Annotated in this window: 24 protein-coding genes; 17 read left to right on the top strand and 7 right to left on the bottom strand. The window is 67.6% G+C overall.

Annotated features, from left to right (window positions below; genetic code table 11):
* Positions 1 to 13: 13 nt before the first annotated feature.
* The 3 genes from ACOQFL_RS14275 to ACOQFL_RS14265 are packed head-to-tail and all read right to left on the bottom strand — an operon-like array spanning position 14 to position 890.
* A complete protein-coding gene (locus ACOQFL_RS14275) occupies positions 14 to 421 on the bottom strand; it encodes a hypothetical protein (RefSeq protein ID WP_435544628.1) in 408 nt (135 codons plus the stop codon).
* Positions 418 to 666 (bottom strand): hypothetical protein, encoded by a 249-nt coding sequence (locus ACOQFL_RS14270; protein WP_435544627.1) that lies wholly within the window; start codon positions 664 to 666, stop codon positions 418 to 420. Before ACOQFL_RS14270 ends, ACOQFL_RS14275 begins: the two co-directional genes overlap by 4 nt.
* Entirely contained in the window at positions 663 to 890 is a 228-nt protein-coding gene (locus tag ACOQFL_RS14265; protein WP_435544626.1) for a hypothetical protein, read from the bottom strand. Before ACOQFL_RS14265 ends, ACOQFL_RS14270 begins: the two co-directional genes overlap by 4 nt.
* Positions 891 to 1,012: 122 nt before the next feature.
* Here ACOQFL_RS14265 and ACOQFL_RS14260 point away from each other — a divergent pair, with 122 nt between their 5' ends.
* The 6 genes from ACOQFL_RS14260 to ACOQFL_RS14235 all read left to right on the top strand — a co-directional run bounded on the left by ACOQFL_RS14260 (position 1,013) and on the right by ACOQFL_RS14235 (position 6,846).
* Entirely contained in the window at positions 1,013 to 1,867 is an 855-nt protein-coding gene (locus ACOQFL_RS14260) for a helix-turn-helix domain-containing protein (protein WP_435544625.1), read from the top strand.
* Complete coding sequence (locus ACOQFL_RS14255; protein ID WP_435544624.1) at positions 1,864 to 2,061, top strand: DUF397 domain-containing protein; 198 nt, start codon at positions 1,864 to 1,866, stop codon at positions 2,059 to 2,061. Before ACOQFL_RS14260 ends, ACOQFL_RS14255 begins: the two co-directional genes overlap by 4 nt.
* A 684-nt stretch (positions 2,062 to 2,745) precedes the next feature.
* Positions 2,746 to 3,834, top strand: coding sequence for an ESX secretion-associated protein EspG (locus ACOQFL_RS14250; RefSeq protein WP_435544623.1), 1,089 nt, complete (start codon positions 2,746 to 2,748; stop codon positions 3,832 to 3,834).
* An 87-nt stretch (positions 3,835 to 3,921) separates the two neighbouring features.
* Positions 3,922 to 4,869 carry a SurA N-terminal domain-containing protein gene (locus ACOQFL_RS14245; protein WP_435544622.1) on the top strand — a complete coding sequence of 316 codons (948 nt, stop codon included), beginning with the start codon at positions 3,922 to 3,924 and terminating at the stop codon, positions 4,867 to 4,869.
* Positions 4,870 to 4,930: 61 nt separating this feature from the next.
* On the top strand, positions 4,931 to 5,965 hold the full coding sequence (locus ACOQFL_RS14240; protein ID WP_435544621.1) for a nucleoside triphosphate pyrophosphohydrolase: 1,035 nt from the start codon (positions 4,931 to 4,933) through the stop codon (positions 5,963 to 5,965).
* A 137-nt stretch (positions 5,966 to 6,102) separates the two neighbouring features.
* A complete protein-coding gene (locus ACOQFL_RS14235) occupies positions 6,103 to 6,846 on the top strand; it encodes a lytic transglycosylase domain-containing protein (protein ID WP_435544698.1) in 744 nt (247 codons plus the stop codon).
* Between the two features lie 124 nt (positions 6,847 to 6,970).
* On the opposite strand, the gene ACOQFL_RS14230 is transcribed toward ACOQFL_RS14235, so the two are convergent.
* Positions 6,971 to 7,648, bottom strand: coding sequence for a hypothetical protein (locus ACOQFL_RS14230; RefSeq protein ID WP_435544620.1), 678 nt, complete (start codon positions 7,646 to 7,648; stop codon positions 6,971 to 6,973).
* A 171-nt stretch (positions 7,649 to 7,819) separates the two neighbouring features.
* On the opposite strand from ACOQFL_RS14230, the gene ACOQFL_RS14225 reads away from it, so the two are divergent.
* Positions 7,820 to 8,671 carry a lytic transglycosylase domain-containing protein gene (locus tag ACOQFL_RS14225; protein ID WP_435544619.1) on the top strand — a complete coding sequence of 284 codons (852 nt, stop codon included), beginning with the start codon at positions 7,820 to 7,822 and terminating at the stop codon, positions 8,669 to 8,671.
* A 305-nt stretch (positions 8,672 to 8,976) separates the two neighbouring features.
* On the opposite strand, the gene ACOQFL_RS14220 is transcribed toward ACOQFL_RS14225, so the two are convergent.
* On the bottom strand, positions 8,977 to 9,360 hold the full coding sequence (locus tag ACOQFL_RS14220) for a tetratricopeptide repeat protein (protein ID WP_435544618.1): 384 nt from the start codon (positions 9,358 to 9,360) through the stop codon (positions 8,977 to 8,979).
* Positions 9,361 to 9,629: 269 nt separating this feature from the next.
* On the opposite strand from ACOQFL_RS14220, the gene eno reads away from it, so the two are divergent.
* From eno to ACOQFL_RS14205, 3 genes are read left to right on the top strand one after another with little or no spacing between them, the layout of a single operon-like run.
* Positions 9,630 to 10,916 (top strand): phosphopyruvate hydratase, encoded by a 1,287-nt coding sequence (eno, locus tag ACOQFL_RS14215; protein ID WP_435544617.1) that lies wholly within the window; start codon positions 9,630 to 9,632, stop codon positions 10,914 to 10,916.
* Positions 10,917 to 10,919: 3 nt separating this feature from the next.
* Positions 10,920 to 11,447 (top strand): FtsB family cell division protein, encoded by a 528-nt coding sequence (locus tag ACOQFL_RS14210; protein ID WP_435544616.1) that lies wholly within the window; start codon positions 10,920 to 10,922, stop codon positions 11,445 to 11,447.
* Between the two features lie 14 nt (positions 11,448 to 11,461).
* On the top strand, positions 11,462 to 11,983 hold the full coding sequence (locus ACOQFL_RS14205; RefSeq protein WP_435544615.1) for a DUF501 domain-containing protein: 522 nt from the start codon (positions 11,462 to 11,464) through the stop codon (positions 11,981 to 11,983).
* A 415-nt stretch (positions 11,984 to 12,398) separates the two neighbouring features.
* Here the strand turns inward: ACOQFL_RS14205 and ACOQFL_RS14200 are convergent, their stop codons facing one another.
* Positions 12,399 to 14,060 (bottom strand): isovaleryl-CoA dehydrogenase, encoded by a 1,662-nt coding sequence (locus tag ACOQFL_RS14200; protein WP_435544614.1) that lies wholly within the window; start codon positions 14,058 to 14,060, stop codon positions 12,399 to 12,401.
* A 417-nt stretch (positions 14,061 to 14,477) separates the two neighbouring features.
* On the opposite strand from ACOQFL_RS14200, the gene ACOQFL_RS14195 reads away from it, so the two are divergent.
* Positions 14,478 to 15,800 (top strand): lytic transglycosylase domain-containing protein, encoded by a 1,323-nt coding sequence (locus ACOQFL_RS14195; protein WP_435544613.1) that lies wholly within the window; start codon positions 14,478 to 14,480, stop codon positions 15,798 to 15,800.
* Positions 15,801 to 15,847: 47 nt separating this feature from the next.
* On the opposite strand, the gene ACOQFL_RS14190 is transcribed toward ACOQFL_RS14195, so the two are convergent.
* Positions 15,848 to 16,201, bottom strand: coding sequence for a hypothetical protein (locus tag ACOQFL_RS14190; protein WP_435544612.1), 354 nt, complete (start codon positions 16,199 to 16,201; stop codon positions 15,848 to 15,850).
* 584 nt (positions 16,202 to 16,785) lie between these two features.
* Between ACOQFL_RS14190 and ACOQFL_RS14185 the strand changes: the two genes are divergently transcribed.
* The 6 genes from ACOQFL_RS14185 (at position 16,786) to ACOQFL_RS14160 (ending at position 23,628) form a co-directional block, all read left to right on the top strand.
* Complete coding sequence (locus ACOQFL_RS14185) at positions 16,786 to 17,739, top strand: Ppx/GppA phosphatase family protein (RefSeq protein ID WP_435544611.1); 954 nt, start codon at positions 16,786 to 16,788, stop codon at positions 17,737 to 17,739.
* 207 nt (positions 17,740 to 17,946) lie between these two features.
* A complete protein-coding gene (locus ACOQFL_RS14180) occupies positions 17,947 to 19,605 on the top strand; it encodes a peptide ABC transporter substrate-binding protein (protein WP_435544610.1) in 1,659 nt (552 codons plus the stop codon).
* Positions 19,606 to 19,688: 83 nt separating this feature from the next.
* A complete protein-coding gene (locus ACOQFL_RS14175) occupies positions 19,689 to 20,615 on the top strand; it encodes an ABC transporter permease (protein WP_435544609.1) in 927 nt (308 codons plus the stop codon).
* Positions 20,608 to 21,567: an ABC transporter permease gene (locus ACOQFL_RS14170; RefSeq protein ID WP_435544608.1), complete on the top strand. Its 960-nt coding sequence runs from the start codon at positions 20,608 to 20,610 to the stop codon at positions 21,565 to 21,567. Before ACOQFL_RS14175 ends, ACOQFL_RS14170 begins: the two co-directional genes overlap by 8 nt.
* A 14-nt stretch (positions 21,568 to 21,581) precedes the next feature.
* Positions 21,582 to 22,601, top strand: a complete 1,020-nt coding sequence (locus ACOQFL_RS14165; protein ID WP_435544607.1) for an ABC transporter ATP-binding protein — start codon at positions 21,582 to 21,584, stop codon at positions 22,599 to 22,601.
* Positions 22,594 to 23,628 carry an ABC transporter ATP-binding protein gene (locus ACOQFL_RS14160; protein WP_435544606.1) on the top strand — a complete coding sequence of 345 codons (1,035 nt, stop codon included), beginning with the start codon at positions 22,594 to 22,596 and terminating at the stop codon, positions 23,626 to 23,628. Before ACOQFL_RS14165 ends, ACOQFL_RS14160 begins: the two co-directional genes overlap by 8 nt.
* The last annotated feature ends 105 nt before the right edge of the window (positions 23,629 to 23,733 follow it).

Raw genomic sequence — 23,733 nt, 5'->3', positions numbered from 1 at the left:
CGGATGGTGAGTTCTAGAGGCGGTGTAGCCCGTCGAGGACGCGGCGCATGAGTGCCAGCTCGGGATGCTCCGGTGGCGATACGGGTTCAGGAGAGAAAGCTGAAGCTGCGGGCTGGCTAGTCGGATGCGGCGTTGCCGGTGCCGGTTTCAAAGACGGAGCCACCGGGGCCGGTGGGTCGAGCCGGAACAAATGTGGGTGTTCGTCGGGGTCGCAGAGTGGCCAGCCGATGAGCTCGGTGGTGGGTTGTTCGTCGCGGAAATAGTGCTCCAGCCGGAGTGCGGCCAGCCGTCGGGCGGCCGGGCCGCTGCCGCCCGCGTGCCGGTGCCGATAACTCACCCGGTTGCCCCAGCCACCCAGCACGATCGCGGTTGCGGCCAGCACCACGGCGGTGGTCAGCAGCATCGCCGGATGGGTACTCATTCCGCCTCACCCCGCCTACGGAACTCGTCGGGGTCGATCGAACCGGATTCCGGGGGATTGCCGCCGCCGAAGGCCAGCCCGGCGGCGTAGTCACGGAGTTCATCGGAGAGCCGCTGCAATATTCCGGCCAGTTCGGCGCACTGTCTGGGGGTGGCCTGCCGGGCCGGAATGTCGTAGGAGGCCTGTTCCAGCTTCCACTGCTCGTGAGCCAGCCACATGCCCAACCTGCCCGCATAACTGGTCACCGCGACCCACCCCCGGCCCACCGCACCGCAGCGTGCAGCACATCCCGCAACTCAATGGCCTGCTCGACCGTCCACACCGTCCGGTTGAACACCGTGGGCGTCTCGATCCGAATCACTTCCGGCGTCCACCGCGAGATCCACACCCGCAGCGACGACGACCACCCCGACTCGTTGCCACACCACACCCGCACCCCCCGATGACGCACGTTGTATTTGCTTGGCATGTCACAGATCCCCTTCTGTTGTTTGGTCCCGGTACCAAATAATTCATGTACCGGGACCACAAGATCAATCGCTCGTTCGAGTGATCTGTTTGCGCAGCCTGGGTGCATTAGAGTTTGGTGACATGGCCGAGACCACGAACCCGGCGCCGCGTGCTTACTTGCTCGGATCCGAACTTCGATACGCGCGCACGCAAGCACGTATGACCATGCGTGATCTGGCCGAGCGATTGGATTTGTCCCACTCGGTGCTTGTCAGGTGGGAGAACGGGGCGCGGATCCCCTCCTCGGATTCGGTATCGGCGATCTGTGCTGTGCTCGGACTCTCCAGCTCGGAGCGGGACCGGTTGGCCGAGATGGCACGTGAAGCAGCCGCAGAACCGCCGAACTCGGTGTCTGTGGGCTCGACCGGTGAGCAGGACCAACTCGCCGCCCTGTTGGAGTACGAACGTAATGCGGCCACGATCACCAACGTGTCACCGGTCTTGATGCCCGGACTCACACAAACTTCCGCTTACGTTCGGGCAATCGTCGGGACCGAGACCGAAAACGTGGACAAGTGGGTCAGCATGCGACTGGGCCGCAAGGACATCATCACTCGTCGACGCTCGCCTGCCAACTACGTCGCGTTCATCCTCGAATCCGTACTCCATCAGCGGATCGGCGATCTCGAAACCCAAATAGATCAGCTTTATCATCTCGCTGAACTGGGCAAACTGGAGAACGTCGAGATTCGTTTGATCGCTGCGGAGGCTGGTTGGACTCCGGCGCACACCGGGCCGTTCGTGTTGTTGGAGTTCACCAAGGCCGATCCTGTGGTTCATCTGGAACACCACAGGTCAAGTGCCACACTGCGAGACAAGGAAGACGTCGCAGCGTTCCGCGATGCGAGAGATCATCTTGGTCGGGTGGCAATGAGCCCGGCGGGCTCAGTCGAGCACATCACCACGGTCGCAAACCGATTGGAGAGTACAGCGTGACTTTACCGAAGATTCCACACAGTTGGCGGAAGTCCAGCCGTTCCAGTAACCAAACTGATTGCGTCGAAGTCGGCCGCGTCCGCGACGGTGCCGCCGTCCGCGACACCAAGAACCGCGCCGCCGGACACTTCACCACCACCGGCCAGCAGTGGACCACGTTCATCAACGCGGTAAAGACCGACCGTTTCGACTGAACCCCAGCGCACAACACAGCGCCTCCGGAACATTCCGGAGGCGCTTTTGCTGTCTTCATCCCCGTGCGTGCGGGGCCTACTACCGTGCGGCTGCTGACGGCACCAGCGGCGATGGGTCCATCCCCGCGTGCGCGGGGCCTACGAGGACGGTGAGTGGGACGCGGACACCCCGCTGTGGTCTATCCCCGCGTGCGCGGGGCCTACCGGGACCGAGGGGCGCGAGGAATGGGGCGGGGGGTCTATCCCCGCGTGCGCGGGGCCTACTAGAACCGCAGGTCACACCGCGTGATCCACTCGGGTCTATCCCCGCGTGCGCGGGACCTACACTCACTGCGCTGGGATTCTAGCGTAGCGAAAGCGCTGTGAACACCACTCCGTCAAACCTCATTGGACGCACCCGTCTTATCGAGTCTCGTGCGGTCTCCGCCCTTGCCCTCGCTGCCGACGACCACCGCACCAGAACCGACGGTACCGGCCGGGCCGACCTCGTGTTCCCGCCGAATCCGAGTCTTACCCCATCGAACCTGGTACCGAACCGGGACCAGCGGTGGGGACGGCCCGGGGTGGGCGGAGCGTAAATTTCCCAAGAAATCGCCGGGCCGCCGGGCCGTAAGGGGAGGGGAGCGGAGGTAGCGCCGCTACGGCACCGCTCCATCCTCGTTGCGGCCCCGCTAGGCGTCGTGAATGGCACAATCGTGGGAGTGGGGGCGGCAGGTCGGCAGCGATGAGGTGAGTGTGTCCAGTCCCCGTTCCGAAGGTCCCCGGCCCGGTGGTTTCCCGCCCGGCACCCCCGGCCCCGGTGCCGGTAGTTCCAGGGTCGGTAACTCCCGTGCTGGTAACCCCCGTGCCGGTAACCCTCGTACCGACAACCCCCGGTTCGACGACACCGGTTCCGACGAGCAGGACTTCGAGAGTTCCCGCTTCGACCGGGTCATCACCGAACCGGTCATGCTCAGCTACGCCGCCTACGACGTGCTGCACCACGACGAGTTCGGCGCGGGCACCGCCAAACCGGCCGGGCTGGAGGGCGCTTCCCCCGGTGTTACGCACCGCGAACGCGCGGCGATCGTCGAGGCGGTCACCGCCGAGCTGCGCCGGGCCGGGCTGGCCAAGGGTGACACCCCGACATCGGCCCTGCGCGACACGCTCCGCCTGCTGCGCACGCCGCAGCGCCGCATCTACGGCTGGTACTCCATCCGCACCGACAACGGTGCGACACGTGGCGGCTTCCAAGTCGCCGAGGCCGACGACTTCGCCGTACTCGCCGCCGTGGAGCAGGACCGCGTGCTGCTCGAGCCGGTCGAGCCCGACGCCCTGCCATCCACAGTGGCCGGACTGCTGCCCGACGCGCCGCCGGTGGGCGAGGCACCGACCACCATGCCGCCCCCGCCGCCCCACCAATCCGCACCGGAGCGCGACCGCCGTTCCCGGCCCGAGGAGTCCGGCCCACCCGAGCCGAACGAATCGAACGAATCGAACGAGCCGGATGAGGAGCAGCCGTCCCGGACGCGCTCGACCCCACCGGGCCACCGACTGCTGAACCGGTTGACCGCGCCGCCGCTGGACTTCGCGCTGCGCGCCGTGCGTTCGCAGTACGTCTCGCGCGGCACCGAGCGGGAGTGCGAGTACCCGCTGAACTACTACGCGGGGCCCGAGGGTGCACTGCTCACGGTGATCAAACGCGACGAGGACGACGAGCCGCTGCTGCACCTTCACCCGGCGACCACCGAAGTCTTCCTGCGGGAGCTGCGTGAGCTGGGCCGGTTCCGCTGAATCCCCGGAGATTGTACGGAGGGTGAGTAAGCATGATCACAGCGGGCTTACGGACAGCACCCGGGTGCTCGTGAGAAAGTGGCCCTTGTGAGATCAGTCATCGCCCGCCCACGGTTGATTATCGCGCTGCTCGCGGCCTGCCTGCTGGCCGGTTGTGGTTCCCAGCCGTCCAGGATCGGCTCGGCAGCGCTCGTCGGCGACCAGGCCATTCCGGTGAGCACGGTGCAGCAGCGGTTCGAGGCGGTCGTCGGTGAGCGCCCGCAACTGCGCGAGCAGCTCGAGGACCAGGGCCGCAAGGACGAGCTGGCGCGCCAGATCGCCGCGTTCACCGTTCGGCAGAAGCTCGCCGAAGTGGCCGCGCGGCGCCAGAACCTGCGGGTCTCCGAGCAGGAGATAACCCAGTGGGTGCAGCAGCGGGGCGGTGCGGAGGCCGCCACCGAGGGAACCATCTTCACGGCCGACGAGGTCCGCTCCGTGGCGCGTTCCCTGGTGCTGATGCGCAAGCTCGGCAGTAAGCACCTGGCGAGCACCTCGGTTGTCTTCGACTACACCAGCGCCACCAGTCGCGCCGAGGCCGAGCGCAAGGCGAACCGCATGGCCCGTGGCCAGGAGCGGGCCGCCGAGCTGATCCGGCAGGACAAGTCCGACGGGGTTCCGGCGGGCTCTGGACGCGAGCTCAGCGCGTCGCGCGCGCTCAGCTTCGCCGCCCAGACGCCGCTGTTCGCGGCCGACGAGGGCACGGTGTTGGCCTTCCCCGCCCCCGGTAGGCAGAGCGGCGGGCAGTGGCTCGTCGCGCGGATCACCGAACGCAGCACCGGAAACGGTGAAGGCGAGTCGAGCACACCTTCGCTGGGTAGTCAGGGCGAGCAACTCACGCAGGCTTTCGGTGCGCGGCTGCTGGGTCTGACCGCGCAGCGCGTCGGTGTCGAGCTCAGCCCGCGCTACGGCGTGTGGGACCCGCTGGAACTCACCGCCGCACCCGACAAGGGACAGACCAGCGGATTCCGTATCCCCGAGCGGGAGAGCCAAGCCTGATCGAGGTTTCCGGTCGGCCGAGGGCACACCATGATCGAGTAATGGCTGGAACAATCGGGGTATGAGTGCCGTCGGTGAATCCCGCCCCGCCGTCGTCGACGGCTGCGCGGTGGTGCTGGTGGACGACCGCCTCGGGGACGTCGTGCCCGCCGAGGCGGTTTCCTGGCTGCGCGGTGCCGGGGAGGTCTACGCCGATCCCGGCCTGGCCGAATCCACCCGTGACTCGTTGGGCGCCGCCGCGCCGCCCGAGCATGTCGAGCTGCTGCGCCGGGCTGCCGGTGAGCCGATCGTGCTGGTCGCTCCCGACGATCACTCGGTAGCGGTGCGGGAGCTGCTGGCGGCGGGAGCCCGCGAGGTGCGGGCTGCTACTCCTCCGGGAGTCGAGCTGCTGGACGCGGTGACGGTGATGGACCGGCTGCGTTCCCCCGGCGGCTGCCCGTGGGACGCGCGGCAGACGCACGAGTCGCTGCGCACCTATCTGGTCGAGGAGACCTACGAGCTGCTGGAGGCGCTGGAGGGTGCCGACCGAGGTGCCATGCGGGAGGAACTCGGTGACGTGCTGCTGCAGGTGCTGTTCCACGCCCGCGTGGCGGCCGAGCACGAGGCCGATCCGTTCGACGTCGACACCGTCGCGGCCGAGCTGGTGAGCAAGCTCGTCTCGCGTCACCCGCACGTGTTCGCCACCGACGACTCGGTGCACGATGCCGAGTCGCAGCACGCGCGGTGGGAGGAGCTCAAGCAGCGCGAGAAGCAACGCGAGTCCGCTGTGGACGGTGTGGCGCACGGGCAACCCGCGGCCGCGTTGGCGGCCAAGCTCGTGCAGCGCGCCGAACGGGCCGGGATACCGAGCGAGCTGATCGGCGAAAACTCCCATCCGGGAGCCGAGCTGTTCGACGCGGTGGCGCGCGCGAAACGACACGGCGCCGACCCGGAGGACGCGCTGCGCGCTGCCTCGCTGGCATTCGACCAACGCATCCGGACGGCCGAGGCACGCGCGCGCACGGCGAGAGTCGATCCCGCCCGGCTGTCCGAATCCGATTGGCGCGAATACTGGCCAAAAGCCGACGAAACCGGTGAAATCGACGAACCGGGCTGAGGTCTTTCAACCGTGACCGGCGACTTCACCGGCTCCGGTGGGTCGGGTAACAGTTCAGTGACCTAGGGAGGTCCGCGACCGTGCCGCGACGACGGAAAGCATCCGACTCGCCGCTCGTGCTGTTGAGCGGACTGGCGATGCTCGCAGTGCTCGTGCTGTTGGCCGGACTGCTGGACGGCGGCGGGCCTCGGGACCAGTCCCGGCTGCCCAGCGCCACGGCGCCGCCGCGCGCCGGGGTGCAGCCGCCCGAGGTGCGACCGTTACCCGGGGGCGCCGACCCCGCCACAACTTCCCGACCCCAGCGACAGCTCGCTGACTGGGCCGAGAACTTCTCCGATGAGCTCAACATCCCGATGGCGGCGCTGCAGGCCTATGGCTACGCCGAACTGGCTCTGGAACGAACCAGGCCGGACTGCGGGCTGAGCTGGTCGGTGCTCGCCGGGATCGGCGCCGTCGAGTCCGGCCACGGCCGTTACGGCGGCTCGGATCTGGACAGCACCGCCCGACCCGAGCCGCCCATCAGGGGGATCCCGCTGGACGGTAGCGAGGGCGTGCGGCTCATCCGCGACACGGACGAGGGAAAGCTGGACGGCGACACGGTCTACGACCGCGCAGTGGGCCCGCTGCAGTTCATCCCGAGCACTTGGCGGGACTGGGGACGTGACGGCGACGCCGATGGGGTGGCGGACCCCGACGATCTCGACGACGCGGCGCTCGCCGCCGGTTACTACCTCTGTGACGAGGGCGGTGACCTGCGCCGTGCCGAGCAGTTCCGCGAGGCCGTGCTGCGGTACAACGCCAGCGGCGAGTACGTGCAGCAGGTGCTCGACCACGCCGACGACTACGGCAAGCGCAGCCGCGAACTACTGCGGACAAAGTGAGATTTTCGCCCGGCTTACCGGGTGGCCGCGCGGTGGAGTTCTCGCGGCGGTGATTCGCGTGAGTTGTTCGGCGCCGGGAGTGCCGCCGGAGAGTCCCTCCCCGATGGTTCGCTTCCCGCTCCAGTCAGAGCGTCATGCCCTGCAGCAGATCGGGAGCCGCGACGAGGACGAAACCGGCCACCAGCAGCGGCGGCGTCAGCACGCCGATACGTTTCAGCCGTTCACCCCGCGTGTCAGCCAGGTGGAGCGTGAGCAGCACGGCGCAGCCGCAGCAGAGCAGCAGTAGCAGCTCGCTGCCCGCGAACCCGAACCTCGTCTCCTCGAGCGTGGCCGCGACCAGCAGTGCGATCGCGGCGGCGGTGGCCGCCGAACCCGACCACGCGGGACCGCCGATGGCGGAGAAGACGCCTCCCACCACGGCCCCGGCGAACACCGCGAGCACACACCACATGGCCAGGTTGCTCACCTGGATCCCGATGTCGGGCGCCTCGGGGTAGTAGACGGTGTTGTAGAGCAGCGGTTTGCCGACGTAGAAGGCCACCACCGCGCCGAGCAGGCAGACGACGGTGCGCGGCACGGCCACGCGAGGAGCTCGGCGAGCGCTGACCAGCACGGCCAGCAGTACCCAAAGGGTCAGCGCGTGTGCGAACGGGTTCAGCATGCGGTGGTAGAACCCGAAGGCGGCGAACGCGCCGGAGAGCACCCCGATAGAGCCGACGAGCAGCAGTATCCCGCTGTTCCACATCGGACGGACCTCGCGGCTCCGCGCAGCCGTGTTCGCAGCGGACAGGTCATCCGACACGCGGACTCCTCGGGGGTCGTGGCCGTAAGGTTTTCGTGCTCCGAGTCCCGGGCGCCGAGCACGCTTCAGTCTCCCACACCAAGATCGCCTTCCGGGGTGGTGCGAACAAAGACCCGGACCGCCGCGAGTAGAGCTCGGATACGGTCTGGACAGGTCGCCTAGCCTGTTGCAGTGACCGAATCCGCTTCGTCGAAGCACCCGCGTTCCCGATCGGTGCCGCGTGCGGTGCTGGCCGTCGCCGGACGCGGCGCCCTCGCCCTGGGCACAGTGGTGAGCACCTTGCTCGGTGTGGGTGCTGTGGCGGTGCTCGGGGAACCCGCCGCCGCTCCGCAGGCACCCCCACTCGCGCGGCAGAACGTCGAACCCGCCCCCGTGGAACCGGGGTCGAGCGCGCCCGGCCGGTCCGCGACCGGCTCCGAACCCGGCGGCGACTCCGGCAGCGAATCGGGCGACGATCCGGTGCGCGACTGGGCCAACGAGGTGGCCGCCGTCGTCGACGTTCCCGCCCGGGCGCTGGTGTCCTATGTGAACGCCGATCTGGCCATGCGCAGCCGAGCTCCGAATTGTGGCGTGGACTGGGCGACCCTGGCCGGCATCGGGCGGGTCGAGTCGGACCACGGCCGCTACAGTGGACGCAGGCTCGGTGCCGACGCCGTTCCCTCCAGCCCCATCATCGGAGTGCCGCTGGACGGCGGCGAGGACGTGCGTGCCATCACCGACACCGACGACGGCGTGCTCGACGGCGACACCGTCCACGACCGAGCCGTCGGGCCCATGCAGTTCATTCCCTCCACCTGGGCGAAGTGGAGCACCGACGGCAGCGGTGACGGGGTGGGCGATCCGCACAACCTCGACGACGCGGCGATGGCCGCCGCGCGCTACCTGTGCGCGGGTGGACGCGACATGCGCAGCGGTGACGGTTGGTGGTCCGGCGTGATGTCCTACAACAACTCGGTTTCCTACGCCAGGAAGGTGTTCAGCTTGGCCGAACGCTACGCCCAAGCGGGTAGCCGCGACGAATGACGTATCAGGAGTGCGGCTCGGTCTGCTTGGCGGCGCGGGTGGCGGAACCTCTCGCGGGCTCTCGCTGCGGGTGCCCCGACATCGGGTAGCGGCCTACACAACGTCGGGGCCGTCCTCGCGAGAGCACCACGAGAGAACCCGCGGCGGTGCCGGACGCGGGGTGGTGGGGGTTCGGCTCGGGTGCGCCGAACGTTTGGAGGGCACTTCACGCCCAAGCCGATACAGCGGGATTCCCGGAACACTGCTCGACACGGGGTGGAGCGCTACTCGACGCGGGACTGTCGTGTTGTTGGTGGTGGGATACGTCACTCGGTCGCGTTGACTCGTGCGATGTGCGCTCGGATCTCTCCCAGTACTTCCTGATAGGCGGGATCGGGGTACATGGTCGTGGCCAGCCGCACCTGGGTGTGCGCCTCGTTCAGCCTGCCCTGCCGTTGCAGGGTTCTTCCCAGTACGAGTCGGGCATAGTGGTCGGACGGGTCCAGTTCGATGACTCGCAGGAACGCCAGTTCGGCGCGCTGGAACTGCGCCGAGAACAGATACGCGCGTCCTGCCAGCAGCTGCACACTCGGCTTGTCCGGATCCTCGGCGAGCACCGGACCGAGCGCGCGTAACGCCTCCAGCGGGCGTCGCTGCGACACAAGGGTTTCCGCTTTGCGGAACGCTTCTACGGTACCTTCAGCCCTCATTACCATACCCACGGTACGACTAGATCGACGGTTCCGCCATAGTGCCGAACGGGTGCTTCGCCCGCTCGGTTCTCGTGCTCACGCGTCGGGTCGGCTCCTCCGTCGCACATGCCGGGAGCCCGACCGCGAGCCTGCGGCGGACGATCAGAGCGCCCGGTTAGGCTCGGAGGCAGTCGTCGGGCGTCCGGCCTCCCCCGAACGGGACCGCCGGTGGAAGCATCGCGGCGGGCCGTGGCGTCTCGGATTCACAAAGCTTGTTAGGAGCACACGTGGCGATCATCGAGCAGGTCGGCGCTCGCGAGATCCTGGACTCGCGGGGCAACCCCACCGTCGAGGTCGAGGTGGCCCTGGATGACGGCACGCTGACCCGCGCTGCCGTTCCCTCCGGAGCCTCGACCGGCGAACACGAGGCCGTCGAGCTGCGCGACGGTGCCGCCGACCGCTACGGCGGCAAGGGCGTGGAGAAGGCAGTGGCAGGCGTGCTGGACGAGGTGGGCCCGGAGCTGGTCGGCGTGGAGGCCATCGAACAGCGCGTGGTCGACCAGAAACTCGTCGACCTGGACGGCACCCCGACCAAGTCCAGGCTGGGGGCCAACGCGATGCTCGGCGCTTCGCTGGCCACCGCCAAGGCGGCAGCCGAGTCGACCGGGCTCGAACTCTTCCGGTATGTGGGCGGCCCCAACGCCCACGTGCTGCCGGTGCCGATGATGAACATCCTCAACGGCGGCGCGCACGCCGACACCGGGGTGGACATGCAGGAGTTCATGATCGCGCCCATCGGGGCCGACTCGTTCTCGGAGGCGCTGCGCTGGGGCGCCGAGATCTACCAGGCGCTGAAGTCGGTCCTCAAGAGCAAGGGCATGGCCACCGGCCTCGGTGACGAGGGCGGTTTCGCACCCGACCTGCCCAACAACCGTGAGGCGCTCGACCTGATCGCCACCGCGGTGGACAAGGCGGGTTACAAGCTGGGCAGGGACGTCGCGCTGGCGCTCGACGTCGCCGCGACCGAGTTCTTCTCGGACGGCGTCTACCAGTTCGAGGGCTCCAAGCGCAGCGCCGAGCAGATGATCGGCTACTACACCGAGCTGCTCAACTCCTACCCGCTGGTCTCGATCGAGGACCCGCTCTCGGAGGACGACTGGGACGGCTGGTCCCGAATGACCTCCGAGATCGGCGAGAAGGTCCAGCTCGTCGGCGACGACCTGTTCGTGACCAACCCGGAGCGGTTGGAGGAGGGCATCAACCGGCGTGCGGCCAACGCGCTGCTGGTCAAGGTCAACCAGATCGGCACGCTGTCCGAGACCCTCGACGCGGTGAACCTGGCGAACTCCTGCGGCTACCGCAGCATGATGAGCCACCGTTCCGGCGAGACCGAGGACACCACCATCGCCGATCTCGCGGTGGCCACCGGCTGCGGCCAGATCAAGACCGGTGCGCCCGCCCGCAGCGAGCGGGTGGCCAAGTACAACCAGCTGCTGCGCATCGAGGAGAACCTCGGCGACGCCGCCCGCTATGCGGGCGAGCTGGCCTTCCCCAGGTTCAGCGCGGAGGTGTGATCCATGCCGACCGGGCGACCGGCACAACGCGATCGACGGAACGAGTCGGACGGTACGAGCCGTACCCGGCAGTCGACGCGTGCGCGGCGCCCGCGCGGTGACTCGGACGGCAGGACCGCACCACACCGGAGGTCCGGGTCCCCAGGGGCCCGGACCCCGGCGGGCACCGGTGGCGCGTTCAAGCTCTCCTCCACCAGACGGGCCGCCGTGCTGGCCACCCTCGTGTGCGCCATGGCGCTGAGCGTCTCGGTCCCGCTGCGCACCTATCTCGGGCAGCTCGACGAGCTGTCCGACATGGAGCAGCGGGAGCAGCAGCTGAGCGAGGAGGTTCAGCGGCTGTCGGAGCGGAAGGCGGAGCTGTCGGATCCGAGTCGGCTGGAGGCCGAGGCGCGGGAACGCCTCGGCTACGTCCGGCCGGGCGAAACGCCCTACATCGTCGAGCTGCCCTCCGAGGAGAAGCAGCAGACCGCGGAGAAGGCCGCTCCGGAGCCGAAACCGTGGTACCAGCAGCTGTGGAACACGTTCACGTGAGAAGGGAAGGGACAGTGTCGGGCGTGGACCCGAGCGGTGAGCCCACCGCGACCGAGGACGACCGGCTGGTCGTGCGGCGCCAACTGGGGCGTCCGCCGAGAGGAATGCGCGACGTGGTCACCCGCGACGTCTCGGGCGAACCCACCGTGGTGCGCACCAGCCCCCGGCTGCCGGACGGGACCCCGTTCCCCACGCTGTACTACCTCACCGCGCCGCGGCTGGTGACTTTGGTGTCCACGCTGGAGTCCGAGGGGCTGATGCGCGAGATGACCGAGCGGTTGGCCACCGACACCGAGCTGGCCGAGCGGTATCGCCGTGCGCACCAGGAGTACCTCGCCGAACGCGACGCGCTCGAACCGCTCGGCACCGAGGTCAGCGCGGGTGGGATGCCCGGCAGGGTGAAGTGCCTGCACGTGCATGTGGCCCACTCGCTCGCCAAGGGACGCGGGGTTAACCCGTTCGGGGACGAGACGCTCGACGTGATCGCCCAACGGTGGCCCAACGAAGCACCGGAGCTTTTCCCTTCCTTCGGTTGAGGGGTGCGGCTCGGTTGTCATACGTGGTCGCTTGGCGGAACCTCTCGCACGGCTCTCGCTGCGGGTCCGGCGACATCGGGTAGCGACCTACACAACGTCTCCGGCGTCCTCGCGAGAGCCGCACGGGAGAACCCGCGGCGGTGCCGATTGCGGGCATGGTCGGAGTTCGGCCCGCGGGAGTGCTCGAAGTTCGGCCTGCGGGGGTGGTCGGAGTTCGCCCCTGCGTCGAGGGCGCGGCGATTTCTTGGGAAATTGACGGCAGCCGGGGCCGCGCCGCCGCACTGCGGTGACGATTTCGCGAGAAATTGACGCCGCGCCGAAGTCGGGTGGCGAGCCCTCCCGCACGGCTTTCGTCGTGGTCAGGCCAGGCATCGCGGCGGTGCCCGCTGCGTAGGTGGTGGTAGTTCGGCGGGGCTCAGTCCTTCCGGGGAGTGACCCGGTCCAGCAGGACGTCGGAGCGGGTGCCGGTGGCGCCGAGGGTGTGGCCGTCACCGTCCAGCCGGGTAGCCAGGAAGGTTTCGGCGACCTCAGTCGGCGCGGTACGCAGTAGCAGGCTCGCCTGCAGCGTCAGCACGAGCCGTTCCGCCAGCGCACGGGCCCGTTCCTCGCGCGGTTCGCCCAGTTCTGCCCGCAACCGTCGAAGCGAGCGGTCGTAGCGTTCGTCACTGCCGGCTGTTCGGTCCAGCTCGGTCAGCAGCGTCTCGGCCGTGTCGGGCTGCTTGTGCAGCGCGCGCAGCGTGTCCAGCGCGGTCACGTTGCCCGAGCCCTCCCAGATGGACAACAGCGGCGCTTCCCGGTAGAGCCTGGGCATCCCGGACTCCTCGACGTAGCCGTTGCCTCCCAGGCATTCCAGCGCCTCGCCGATCATCGTGGGGGCGCGTTTGCAGACGTAGTACTTCGTGGCGGGTAGTGCCAACCGCAGCAGGTCCAGCTCGGCCCGGTCACCGCGCTGTCCCCGGTCGATCCCGCTGGCCAATCGCATCGCCAGGCCCACGGCCGCCTCCGACTCCACCGCCAGATCCGAGAGGACGGCGCGCATCAGCGGGGTCCGGTTCAGCGTGCTGCCGAAGGCCTCGCGGTGCGCCGTGTGGTGCGCCGCCTCCGAGAGCGCGATGCGCATGTTGGCCGTGGAACCGAGCACGCAGTCCATCCTGGTCATCGACACCATGTCGATGATGCTGCGCACCCCGCGTCCCTCCTCTCCGATCAGCCAGCCGATCGCGCCCTCGTACTCCAGCTCGGCCGAGGCGTTGGACTTGTTGCCCAGCTTGTCCTTGAGTCGCTGTAGCCGTACCGCGTTGCGCGTGCCGTCCGGCAGCACCCGGGGGACCAGCAGGCAGCTCAGCCCGGCAGGGGTTTGTGCCAGCGTGAGGAACAGGTCGTTCATCGGCGCCGAGGTGAACCACTTGTGGCCGACGATCCGGTAGCTGCCGTCGGCCAGCGGCTCGGCCGTGGTGGTGTTGGCGCGGACGTCCGAGCCGCCCTGCTTCTCGGTCATCGACATCCCGGCCAGCAGACCGCGCTTGTTCGCGGCAGGACGGAGACCGAAGTCGTAGTTCGTGGCGCGCAGCCCCGGCTCGTAGAACTCGGCGAGCTCGGGACTGTGCCGCAGGGCGGGGACCGAGGCGAAGGTCATCGAGATCGGGCAGCCGTGGCCCGCCTCGGCCTGCGACCAGAGGTAGAACCCGGCGGCGCGGTGCAGGTGCGCCCCTTCCGGGGCGTCCGGCGCCCACGGCGCCGCGTGCAGCCCCTCGGAGACCGCGCGTTCCATCAGCCAGTGCCAGGATGGGTGGAACTCCACCTCGTCGATGCGGTGGCCGTAGCGGTCGTGGCTGTGCAGCACCGGCGGGTGCTCGTTGGCGAGCCTGCCGTGTTCGCGTGCCGTTGCCGAGCCCGCCTGCCGCGCCAGCGGACGCAGTTCCTCGATCCGTTCCGACTGCCCGTGCTCGGCCAGTGCCTCCCGCAGGGCGGGATCACAGTCCAGCGGATCGAAGTCGTCCAGCGGGGGCGGTTGGTTGCTGACCCGATGGCTCGCCGGGCTCACGAAGTCGGCTGCGGACTCTCCGGGCTGCGTCATGCCCGCAGCGTAGGACATACCGGTTACCGAACAGTAGTAGCCGCCGCTCTCAGATCGAGCGACGCAACCGCGCGCGAGGGGCCCGGACCGAGTGGCCGTCAATTTCTCGCGAAATCGCCGCGTTGCTACGACGCGGAGCCGAGCCCCCACCCCCCGCGGGCCGCGCTCCGACCACCCTCGCAATCGGCACCGCCGCGGGTTCTCCCGTGCGGCTCTCGCGAGGACGGTCCCGACGTGGCGTAGGTGGCTACTCGATGTCGGGGCACCCGCAGCGAGAGCCGTGCGGGAGGTTTCGCCACAGCACCACCCCGGCAACCCGCACCGGGAAACCACTGCTCATCGGGCGATCTTCACGCCGATGGTGTGCAATCCGGGAGGAGTCGGCGATGCCGCGAGGACCAACTGGGGAGGGCGATCGTGCCGCGTCGGAGCAGAACCTCGCCGTGGCGGCGGCAGGCCCAACCGTCCTGGTGGCCCGGGCATTCCGAATCCGAAACACTTCCGAAACCGGCCGTCCGTCGCGGTCCGCGCAGACCACCGGTCGGTTCGCTGCTGGCGCTGTTGGCGCTGCTCCTGCCGTTCGTGCTGGTCGGTGGTGCCAACGCGCTCACGACCGCGATGTTCGGGGTTCCGGGTGTGGGTGACCGCCCCGGAACCCCGCCGAGACACCTGGGGGTCACCGGGGAGCTGCCCGAACAGCGGGAACCCGGCGTGCGACTGATCCGGGACAGTCGCTCGATGCGGGCAGCTTCCGAACCGGACACCGGCGCGGGGTCCGCCATCCGAGTGCCGGACGGACCCGCCGGGATTCCGGAGCCGATGCTGCGGGCCTATCGGAACGCCGCGGACCGGCTTTCGGAGACCGACTCGTCCTGCGGGCTGCACTGGTCGGTGCTCGCGGCGATCGGGCGTGTCGAGTCCGGCCACGGCAACTCCGGCCGGGTGGACGCTTCCGGAACGACCGTGACCGCGATCCTCGGACCACGGCTCAACGGTGGCGCTGGCTTCGCCGCCGTGCCGGACACGGATGCCGGTGAGCTGGACGGGGACACGGTCTGGGACCGCGCGGTGGGTGCGATGCAGTTCCTGCCCGCCACCTGGGACCGCTACGGCGTGGACGGCAACGACGACGGGATCGCCAGCCCACACAACGCGCACGACGCGGCGCTGGCGGCGGGGAAGTACCTGTGCGCGGCGGGTGGGGATCTGAGCCGCGAGGAGGAGTTGGCCCGCGCGGTGTTCGAGTACAACCACTCGGAGCGTTACGTGCGTGACGTACTCGGCTGGGCCACCGCCTACCGCACCGGCGGGCACCCCACGCCCGCCCCGGACATTCCCGATCTCGGACCGGCGGCACCCGAACGAACCGGCGAGGCGGTGCATCCGCCTGCTCCCGACAACGGGCCGAAGCCGAGTGATCGGCGGGCGCCCGACGAGTTCGCGCCGCTGTCGCCTGCCGCGCCCCCGAAAGACGAGCCCTCGGGGAACGGGCCTTCCTTCGAGCCGATCGTGCCCGAAACGGCGCAGCGGCCGGCCGGGCAATCCACTTCCGGTGGAAACGAACCGGGGAGTAACGCCTCGCCGAGCGACTCACCGGCGCCGACCCATTCGGAGCAAGGGGCCGATGCGGTGGCGGGGTCGGACTCGGCAGCTTCCGGGACCCCCGAATCCCGGTCCGCTGCCGAACCCACGTCGAACACCGAGCCCGACGGCGATCCGTCGGGCGGTTCAGCCGACTGACCGGCGCGTTCCGGGGGAGCCGCGGAACGCGCCCCGCGAGGAGGCCGTCAGTTCTGCTGCTCCATCTCCCGGCTCATCTGCTCCTGGAACTCGTTCTGGAACTCGGGCGACTGGAAGACCGAGAACGCGAGGATCGCCCAGATGATGCAGATGGCCAGGCCGACACCGGACAGGACTGTCCCCGTGATCGCGACCTTCTTGTTGGTGGCCCTGCCCTGCGAGACCTTCCGGATGCCGATGATGCCGAGGATGATGCCGACGATGACGACCGGCCAGGCGATGACCCCGAACACAGGGATCAGCGACAGCACCACCCCGATGATGCCGAGCACGAGCGCGGCGGTTCCGAGGCCGTTGCTCGGCTGCTGTTCGGGTTGCTGTTGATAGTCCTGATAGGACACTTTTCATCCTTCCGTGACGTCATTGGCCGGTGCGCTTCCCGGTTCGCGCGAGACTCCGTTTCGGCGCGCTGCGAACCAGGCACCGAACGGGAAACCCTATAACGCGATTGTTCGTTTTCGGGTGGAGTTGCCCGATTTGGGCCTGCTGTTCACCGTTTCGTTGTACGAGTCGTGATTTCCCCTACACCGAGACCCCGAAACCCGCAGGCAGTTCCGCTCTCCGGGTGCGCACGGTCCCGTTCACGCCGATTACCGAGCCGTTGTCCGGGGTGGGCGTCCGCGACACTTCCGCGCGCTGTCGACCGAATCGGTTCGGGTCGCCCGTGCCGCCCACCCTGCGCTGCAATAGCCTGGACCCGACAAGGTGCTCGGAGGTGAATCTCGGCTCCGGAACGGCTCGACGACTTTCGTCCGGACACGACTGCATCGCGGATGTTTTTCCGCCGGTATTGCCGACCGACGTGATGCATTCGGCGCTGCCAGCGCCGAAACACCCGGCCTCGCAGCCGGCACCGCCGCGCGAGAGGTTCCGCCAAGCGAGCACCCCGTCAACTCGACCGGAAGACTTCGAAACAGGAGGAAGCATGGTGCGCGTTGCTGCGATCGACTGCGGGACGAACTCGATTCGCCTGTTGATCGCCGAGGTGACCGTGCACGACGACGGCACGCGCGAACTGCGCGATCTGCACCGCGAGATGCGGATCGTGCGACTGGGGCAGGGGGTCGACGCCACCGGCAGGCTGTCCGAGGAGGCGCTCGACCGCACCAGGCAGGCGCTGCACGACTACGACGAGCGCATCCGGGAGGAGTCCGTCGAGCGCACCAGGATGGTGGCCACCTCGGCGACCAGGGACGCGGCCAATCGCGAGGACTTCTTCGGGATGGTCCGCGAGACCCTGGGGGTGGAGGCCGAGATCATCACCGGCGAGGAGGAGGCCAGACTCTCCTTCGTTGGCGCGGTGGGCGATCTGGATCCCGCGGACGGCCCATTCCTGGTGGCCGATGTGGGGGGCGGTTCGACCGAGTTGGTGCTCGGCCACTGGGACGGCAAGGAGGCGGAGATCGTCGGATCCCACTCAGCGGACATCGGATGCGTGCGTCTCACGGAGCGTTGCCTACACACCGATCCGGCTTCACCCGATGAGGTGAAGGTCGCCGGTGAGCTCACTCGGGAGGTGCTGGACGAGGCGTTCGCCGCCGTGGACGTCTCCGCCGCGCGTCGTTGGGTCGGGGTGGCGGGCACCGTCACCACCCTGTCGGCGATCGCGCACGGTCTGCCCGAGTACGACCCCGCCGCGATCCACCTCTCCCGCGTGTCCCGGAGGAGTGTTGACGAGACCGCGCGGGAGCTGCTGGCGATGGATCACGACCAGCGTGCCGCGCTGGGGCCGATGCATCCGGGGCGGGTGGACGTCATCGGGGGAGGAGCGTTGGTGGTGAGCGTGCTCGCGGCCGAGCTGGCGGAGCGCGCGGGGATCTCCGATATAACTGTCAGTGAGCACGACATCCTCGACGGTATCGCCCTGTCGATCGGTTGAATTCCGCTATGTGAGACGCTTCATTCCGTCAATTGGGTGATTATCTTGCTGAATCGAGAAAGAAAGTGACGGCTTTGTGACAGCTCATTGTCGTGAACTGTGTCTCGCTTATGTTTACGCTCGCACTCATCCGACGACCCGAGGTCGTCGGCGTGGCGACCCCCGCCTTGATCAGCGGGGAGTCACGTAGACAGCGGGAGGAATTTGATGCGCAAGCGACGCATGGTCGCGCCGGTCGCGGCATCGCTGTCGGCGGTCCTGCTGGCAGCAGGCTGCGGCGGCGGTGGCGGCAGCGCCGTCACCGAGGAAACCGGTACCCTCAAGGACCCGATCACGGTGGACTGGGGAGAGCCGGAGAATCCGCTCGTGCCAGGCAACACCACCGAAGTCAATGGTGGAAACGTCCTCGACGCCATGTTCACCGGTCTCGTCGAGTACGACCCGAAGACCTTCGAGCCGTACAACGCCATGGCGAAGTCGATCGAGGCTTCCGACGACAAGAAGACCTACACGGTCAAGCTGAAGCAGGGCTGGAAGTTCCACGACGGCGAGGAAGTCACCGCCGACAACTTCGTGCGGGCCTGGAACTACACTTCTTATGCGCCCAACGGGCAGAAGACCGCCAGCTTCTTCGACAAGATCAAGGGCTTCGACGACGTCAACCCGCCGGATCCGGACGGGGAAACCGGTCCGAAGGAAGCTCCGGAGCCGAGCGCGGAGAAGATGTCCGGGCTGAAGGTCGTGGATGACCACACCTTCGAGATCACCCTCAAGCAGCCTTTCACCATCTTCCCCACGACCCTGGGGTACACGGCGTTCTCGCCGTTGCCGGAGAAGTTCTTCAAGGACAAGGAAGCTTTCGAGAACGACCCGGTCGGCAACGGCCCGTACAAGTTCGAGAAGCGTCAACCCAACCGCAGCCTCACGCTGACGCGTTACGAGGACTACAAGGGCGAGCGCAAGGGCGAGGTCAAGGCCTTCAAGTTCAAGGTTTACCAGAAGCAGGCGACCGCCTACCGCGACCTCAAGTCCGGGAACCTCGACTTCCAACGGCAGGTGCCCACCTCCGCGCTGGTCGACAACCGCTGGAAGGAAGAACTCGGCGACAACGCGCTCACCCGCGAGGGTGCGCTCGTCACGCCGCTGAGCTTCCCGCTCTACGACGAGAAGTTCCAGGACCCGAATCTGCGTAAGGCCATCTCGATGGCCATCGATCGCGAGAGCATCGTCAAGAACGTTTTCTCCGGCACGCGTGAGGCACTCCGAGGGTGGTCCGCCCCCGGTACTCCCGGCCGTGAGGGCGAGGCCTGCGGGCAGTGGTGCCAGTACGACCCCGCCAAGGCCAAGGAGCTCCTGAAGAAGGCGGGTGGCTTCGACGGTACGTTGACCATCTCCAGCAACGCCGACGGCGGCCACGAGGAGTGGATCAAGGCCGTCGCGGGCAGCATTCGGGATACCCTGGGCATCGAGGTCTCCTACAACCCGGTTCCCACGTTCAGCGAGTTCCGTTCCTCGATCGCCGCGAACCAGATGACCGGGATGTTCCGCAGCGGATGGATCGCCGACTACCCGAGCATCCAGAGCTACCTGGCCCCCATCTACACCAAGGGTGGTTCCTCCAACGACAGTGGCTACTACAATCCCAAGTTCGAGGATCTGATGAGCCAGGCGAACCAGGCTCCTACGGTCGAAAAGGCCAACGAACTCTACGCCAAGGCGGAGAAACTGCTGGCCAAGGACATGCCGACCGTGCCGGTCTACTCGCAGAACGTGCAGTCGGCCAAGTCGGATCGTATCGCCGAGGGACAGGTGACCAAGCGCCGTTCGCTGTCGCTGACATCGGTGAAGATCGCCCAGCCGGAGTGAGTGTGAGTCAGTAGGGCAGTCGCCCGGCTCGCCATTGCCAAAAGCGGTGGTGGGCCGGGCCTGTCCGTGTCGAAGGAGGTTCGGTGGGCCGATACATACTGCGGCGACTGCTGCAGTTGATTCCGGTTTTCATCGGAACGACGTTCATCATCTATTCCCTCGTGTGGGCCCTGCCGGGAGATCCCTTCGCGGGCAAGTGCGGATCCCGTGCTTGCCCGGAGGCCTACGTTCAGATGATGACCGAGAAGTACAATCTTGACGAACCACTGCCGATGCAGTACATCCTGTATCTGGGGCAGCTGTTCCAGGGTAACTTCGGGGAGACCTTCTCGGGGATCGAAGTCAGTACGCTGATCCAGGACGCGTATCCGGTCACCATCAAGCTCGCGGCGATCGCACTGGTCTTCGAGGCCGTGATCGGCATCGCCGCCGGGATCCTGACCGCATTGCGCGGTAAGGGCTTCGTGGACAATCTGGTGCTCGCGGCCACGCTCTTCCTGATCGCCGTGCCGGTTTTCGTCAGCGGCTTCGTGGTCCAAATCGTTTTCGGTGTCCAGCTGGGTTGGATGGACCCCTCGGTCAGTACCGATCCGACCATCGGCGAGTTGATGGTTCCGGGCTTGATTCTCGGCAGTCTGTCCATGGCCTACATCGCCAGGCTCACCCGCACGGCGATGTTCGAGAACAAGCGCGCGGACTACATCCGTACCGCCAACGCCAAGGGACTCAAGCCGCGCCGGGTCGTTTCGGTGCACATGCTGCGCAACTCGTTGATCCCGGTGATCACCTTCATCGGGACCGACTTCGGTGCGCTGATGGGTGGGGCCATCGTCACCGAGGGCATCTTCAACATCCCCGGAATCGGTAACCTCGTCTTCCAAGCGATCGGCGGGCAGGAAGGAACAACCGTTACGGGCGTCGTCACCCTGCTAGTGATCGTCTACCTGCTGATGAACCTGCTGGTTGACATTCTCTACGCGGCTTTGGACCCGAGGATCCGATATGACTGAATCAATCCGAGAGCAGACGGATTCGACGGACACCGGCGACCGGGATGTCTCCCGTTCCGGCGAGCAGCAGCCCAAGCTCGAAAAGCAAGTGGGGCTCTGGGGCGACGCCTGGCGTGACCTGCGCAAGCGCCCGCTGTTCATCGCGGCGAGTGCCATCATTCTGCTGTTGCTGGTGATGTCGGCTTTCCCGTGGCTGTTCACCGCCACCGACCCCAACGAGCAATTGCTCAGCAAGGCACGCCAGGGACCTTCGGGCGAAGCGTGGTTCGGCTACGATCACCTCGGTAGGGATGTCTACTCCAGGGTGATCTACGGGACCAGGTCATCGATCCTCGTCGGAGTGCTCGCGACTTCCCTGACCGTGGTGCTCGGCTCCATCTTCGGGTTGATCTCCGGTTACTTCGGGCGGAAGACGGACGTCCTGGTCTCCCGGTTCGCCGAGATCTTCCTGGGACTGCCGTTCGTGCTCGGTGCGATCGTTATCCTGTCAGTGTTCAACGCGGGGATCGTCAGTCCAGGGGAAATCCGCGTCATGAGCCAGGTGATCGTGACCATCGGCGTACTGGCCTGGCCGATCTCGATGCGCATCATGCGTTCGGCGGCCATCGCGGCCAAGCAGCAGGACTACGTCAACGCGGCGAAAGCGCTGGGTGCCAGCCACAGCAGGATCATCTTCAAGCACGTGCTGCCGAACTGCGTCGCTCCGGTGATGGTCTACGCGACCATCGCGTTGGGGCAGATGATCGGGCTCGAAGCGACGCTCTCCTATCTGGGGCTCGGGCTCAAGGCGCCGGTCGTCTCCTGGGGAATGATGATCTCGGTGTCCCAGCAGTACATCATCAGCACGCCGCACATGCTGCTGTTCCCGGCGGGCTTCCTGGTGATCACGGTTCTGGCGTTCGTGATGCTCGGTGACGCGGTGCGTGACGCGCTGGATCCGAAACAACGGTAGTAAGGAGGGCCGCTTTGTCGGCTACCGACGACAGCACGGGCGGCTCGCCGGAGTCGCGCCTGCTCGAAGTGGAAGACCTGCACGTCGAGTTCCGTACCCGCGAGGCCACGGCGAACGTGCTCAACGGGGTCGGCTATCACGTCGACGCCGGGGAGACCCTCGCCGTGCTCGGCGAATCGGGCTCCGGCAAGAGCGTCACGGCGCAGACCGTGATGGGCATTCTGGACACTCCGCCCGGTTTCGCGACCAAGGGAGCCATCCGTTATCGCGGGGAGGAACTCCTCTCCGCGACGGAGGATCGTCGCCGCAAGTTGCGGGGCGAGAACATGGCGATGATTTTCCAGGACGCGCTCTCCGCGCTCAACCCGGTTTACACCGTGGGATTCCAGATCGCCGAGCAGTTCCGCTTCCGGCGGGGAATGTCGCGCAAGGACGCGATGGCCAAGGCAGCCGAGATGCTGGACATGGTCAAGATCCCCAACGCCAAGCAGCGCGTGAAGGAGTTCCCGCACCAGTTCTCCGGCGGTATGCGGCAACGCGCCATGATCGCGATGTCGCTGGCGCTGGACCCGGACCTGCTCATCGCCGACGAGCCGACCACCGCGCTGGACGTGACGGTGCAGGCCCAGATCATGGATCTGCTGGACGAGCTGCGCCGCGAACGCGGGATGGGGCTGATCCTGATCACCCACGACCTCGGGGTCGTCGCCGAGGTCGCCGACCGCATCGCGGTGATGTACGCCGGTCGGGTGGTGGAGGAGTCCGATGCGGAGTCGCTGTACAAGCGCCCCGCGCACCCCTACACCGAGGGGCTGATGGAGTCCATCCCCCGGCTGGATCAGAAGGGCGAACAGCTGGCCAGCATCAAGGGGCTCCCGCCGAACCTCGCGAACATCCCGGAGGGCTGCCCGTTCCACCCGCGCTGTCACCGCGCCACGGACGAGTGCCGCCGGAAGGTTCCGGAGTTGCGCGAACTCCGCCCCGGGCGCTACAGCGCCTGCCACTTCGCCGAGGAGTTGATCAGCAGTGAGTGAGCCGATCCTGCAAGTTCGCGACCTGGTCAAGCACTTCCCGGTGCAGCAGGGGATCGTGTTCAAGAAGACCATCGGTCACGTGCGCGCGGTGGACGGGGTCTCCTTCGATCTCAACCGGGGCGAGACGCTGGGCATCGTCGGCGAGTCCGGTTGCGGCAAGTCCACACTGGCCCAGGTGCTGATGCGGCTGGAGCAGCCCACCAGCGGCAGCGCGCTGTTCGAGGGTGTGGACATGTTCGGCAAGAAGAGCGCGTCCCAGCTTCGGCAGCTGCGCAGGGACATGCAGATCGTGCTGCAGGACCCCTACACCTCGCTCAACCCGCGCAAGACGGTGGGCGACATCGTGGGTGAGCCGTTCGAGATCCACCCCGAGGTGGCGCCGAAGGGTGACCGGCAGCGGCGGGTGCAGGAGCTGCTCGACACGGTCGGTCTCAACCCGGAGCACGTGCGGCGCTATCCGCACCAGTTCTCGGGTGGGCAGCGGCAGCGGATCGGCATCGCCCGTGCGCTGGCGCTCAAGCCCAAGGTGATCGTCTGCGACGAGCCGGTGTCCGCGCTGGACGTCTCGATCCAGGCGCAGGTGATGAACCTGCTGAGCGACCTGCAGTCCGAGTTCGGCCTGTCCTACATCTTCATCGCCCACGACCTCGGCGTGGTGCGGCACCTCTCCGACCGGGTGGGCGTGATGTACCTGGGCAAGATGGTCGAGAACGGCAGCGAGGAGCAGATCTACGAGCACCCGCAGCACCCCTACACCCAGGCGTTGCTGTCCTCGGTGCCCGTGCCCGATCCCTCGGTGCGCGACCGCAGGGAGGCCATCCGGCTCACGGGTGACGTGCCCAGCCCGGCGAACCCGCCCTCCGGGTGCCGGTTCCGCACCAGGTGCTGGAAGGCGCAGGACATCTGCGCCGAGCAGGAGCCCGAGCTGGCCGTGCGGCGCGACGGTGGCCGCATCGACCTCGAACTGGCCGACGGCCACCCCAGCGCCTGCCACTTCGCCGAACGGAACGACCACGTGGTTTCCTGAGGAGGGCGCTGCCTTCCGAAGAGCACCTCTTCGTGGTGGCGGGGGCGTCGATTTCGCGAGAAATTGACGCCCCCGTTCGGTGGCGCGGTGCTGGCTCCGTCAATT

The organism is Actinopolyspora sabaoui, from assembly GCF_051225635.1.
Lineage (GTDB): Bacteria > Actinomycetota > Actinomycetes > Mycobacteriales > Pseudonocardiaceae > Actinopolyspora.
Note: the sequence above shows the minus strand (reverse complement) of the source record. Positions and strands in the feature narration are given on the sequence as shown.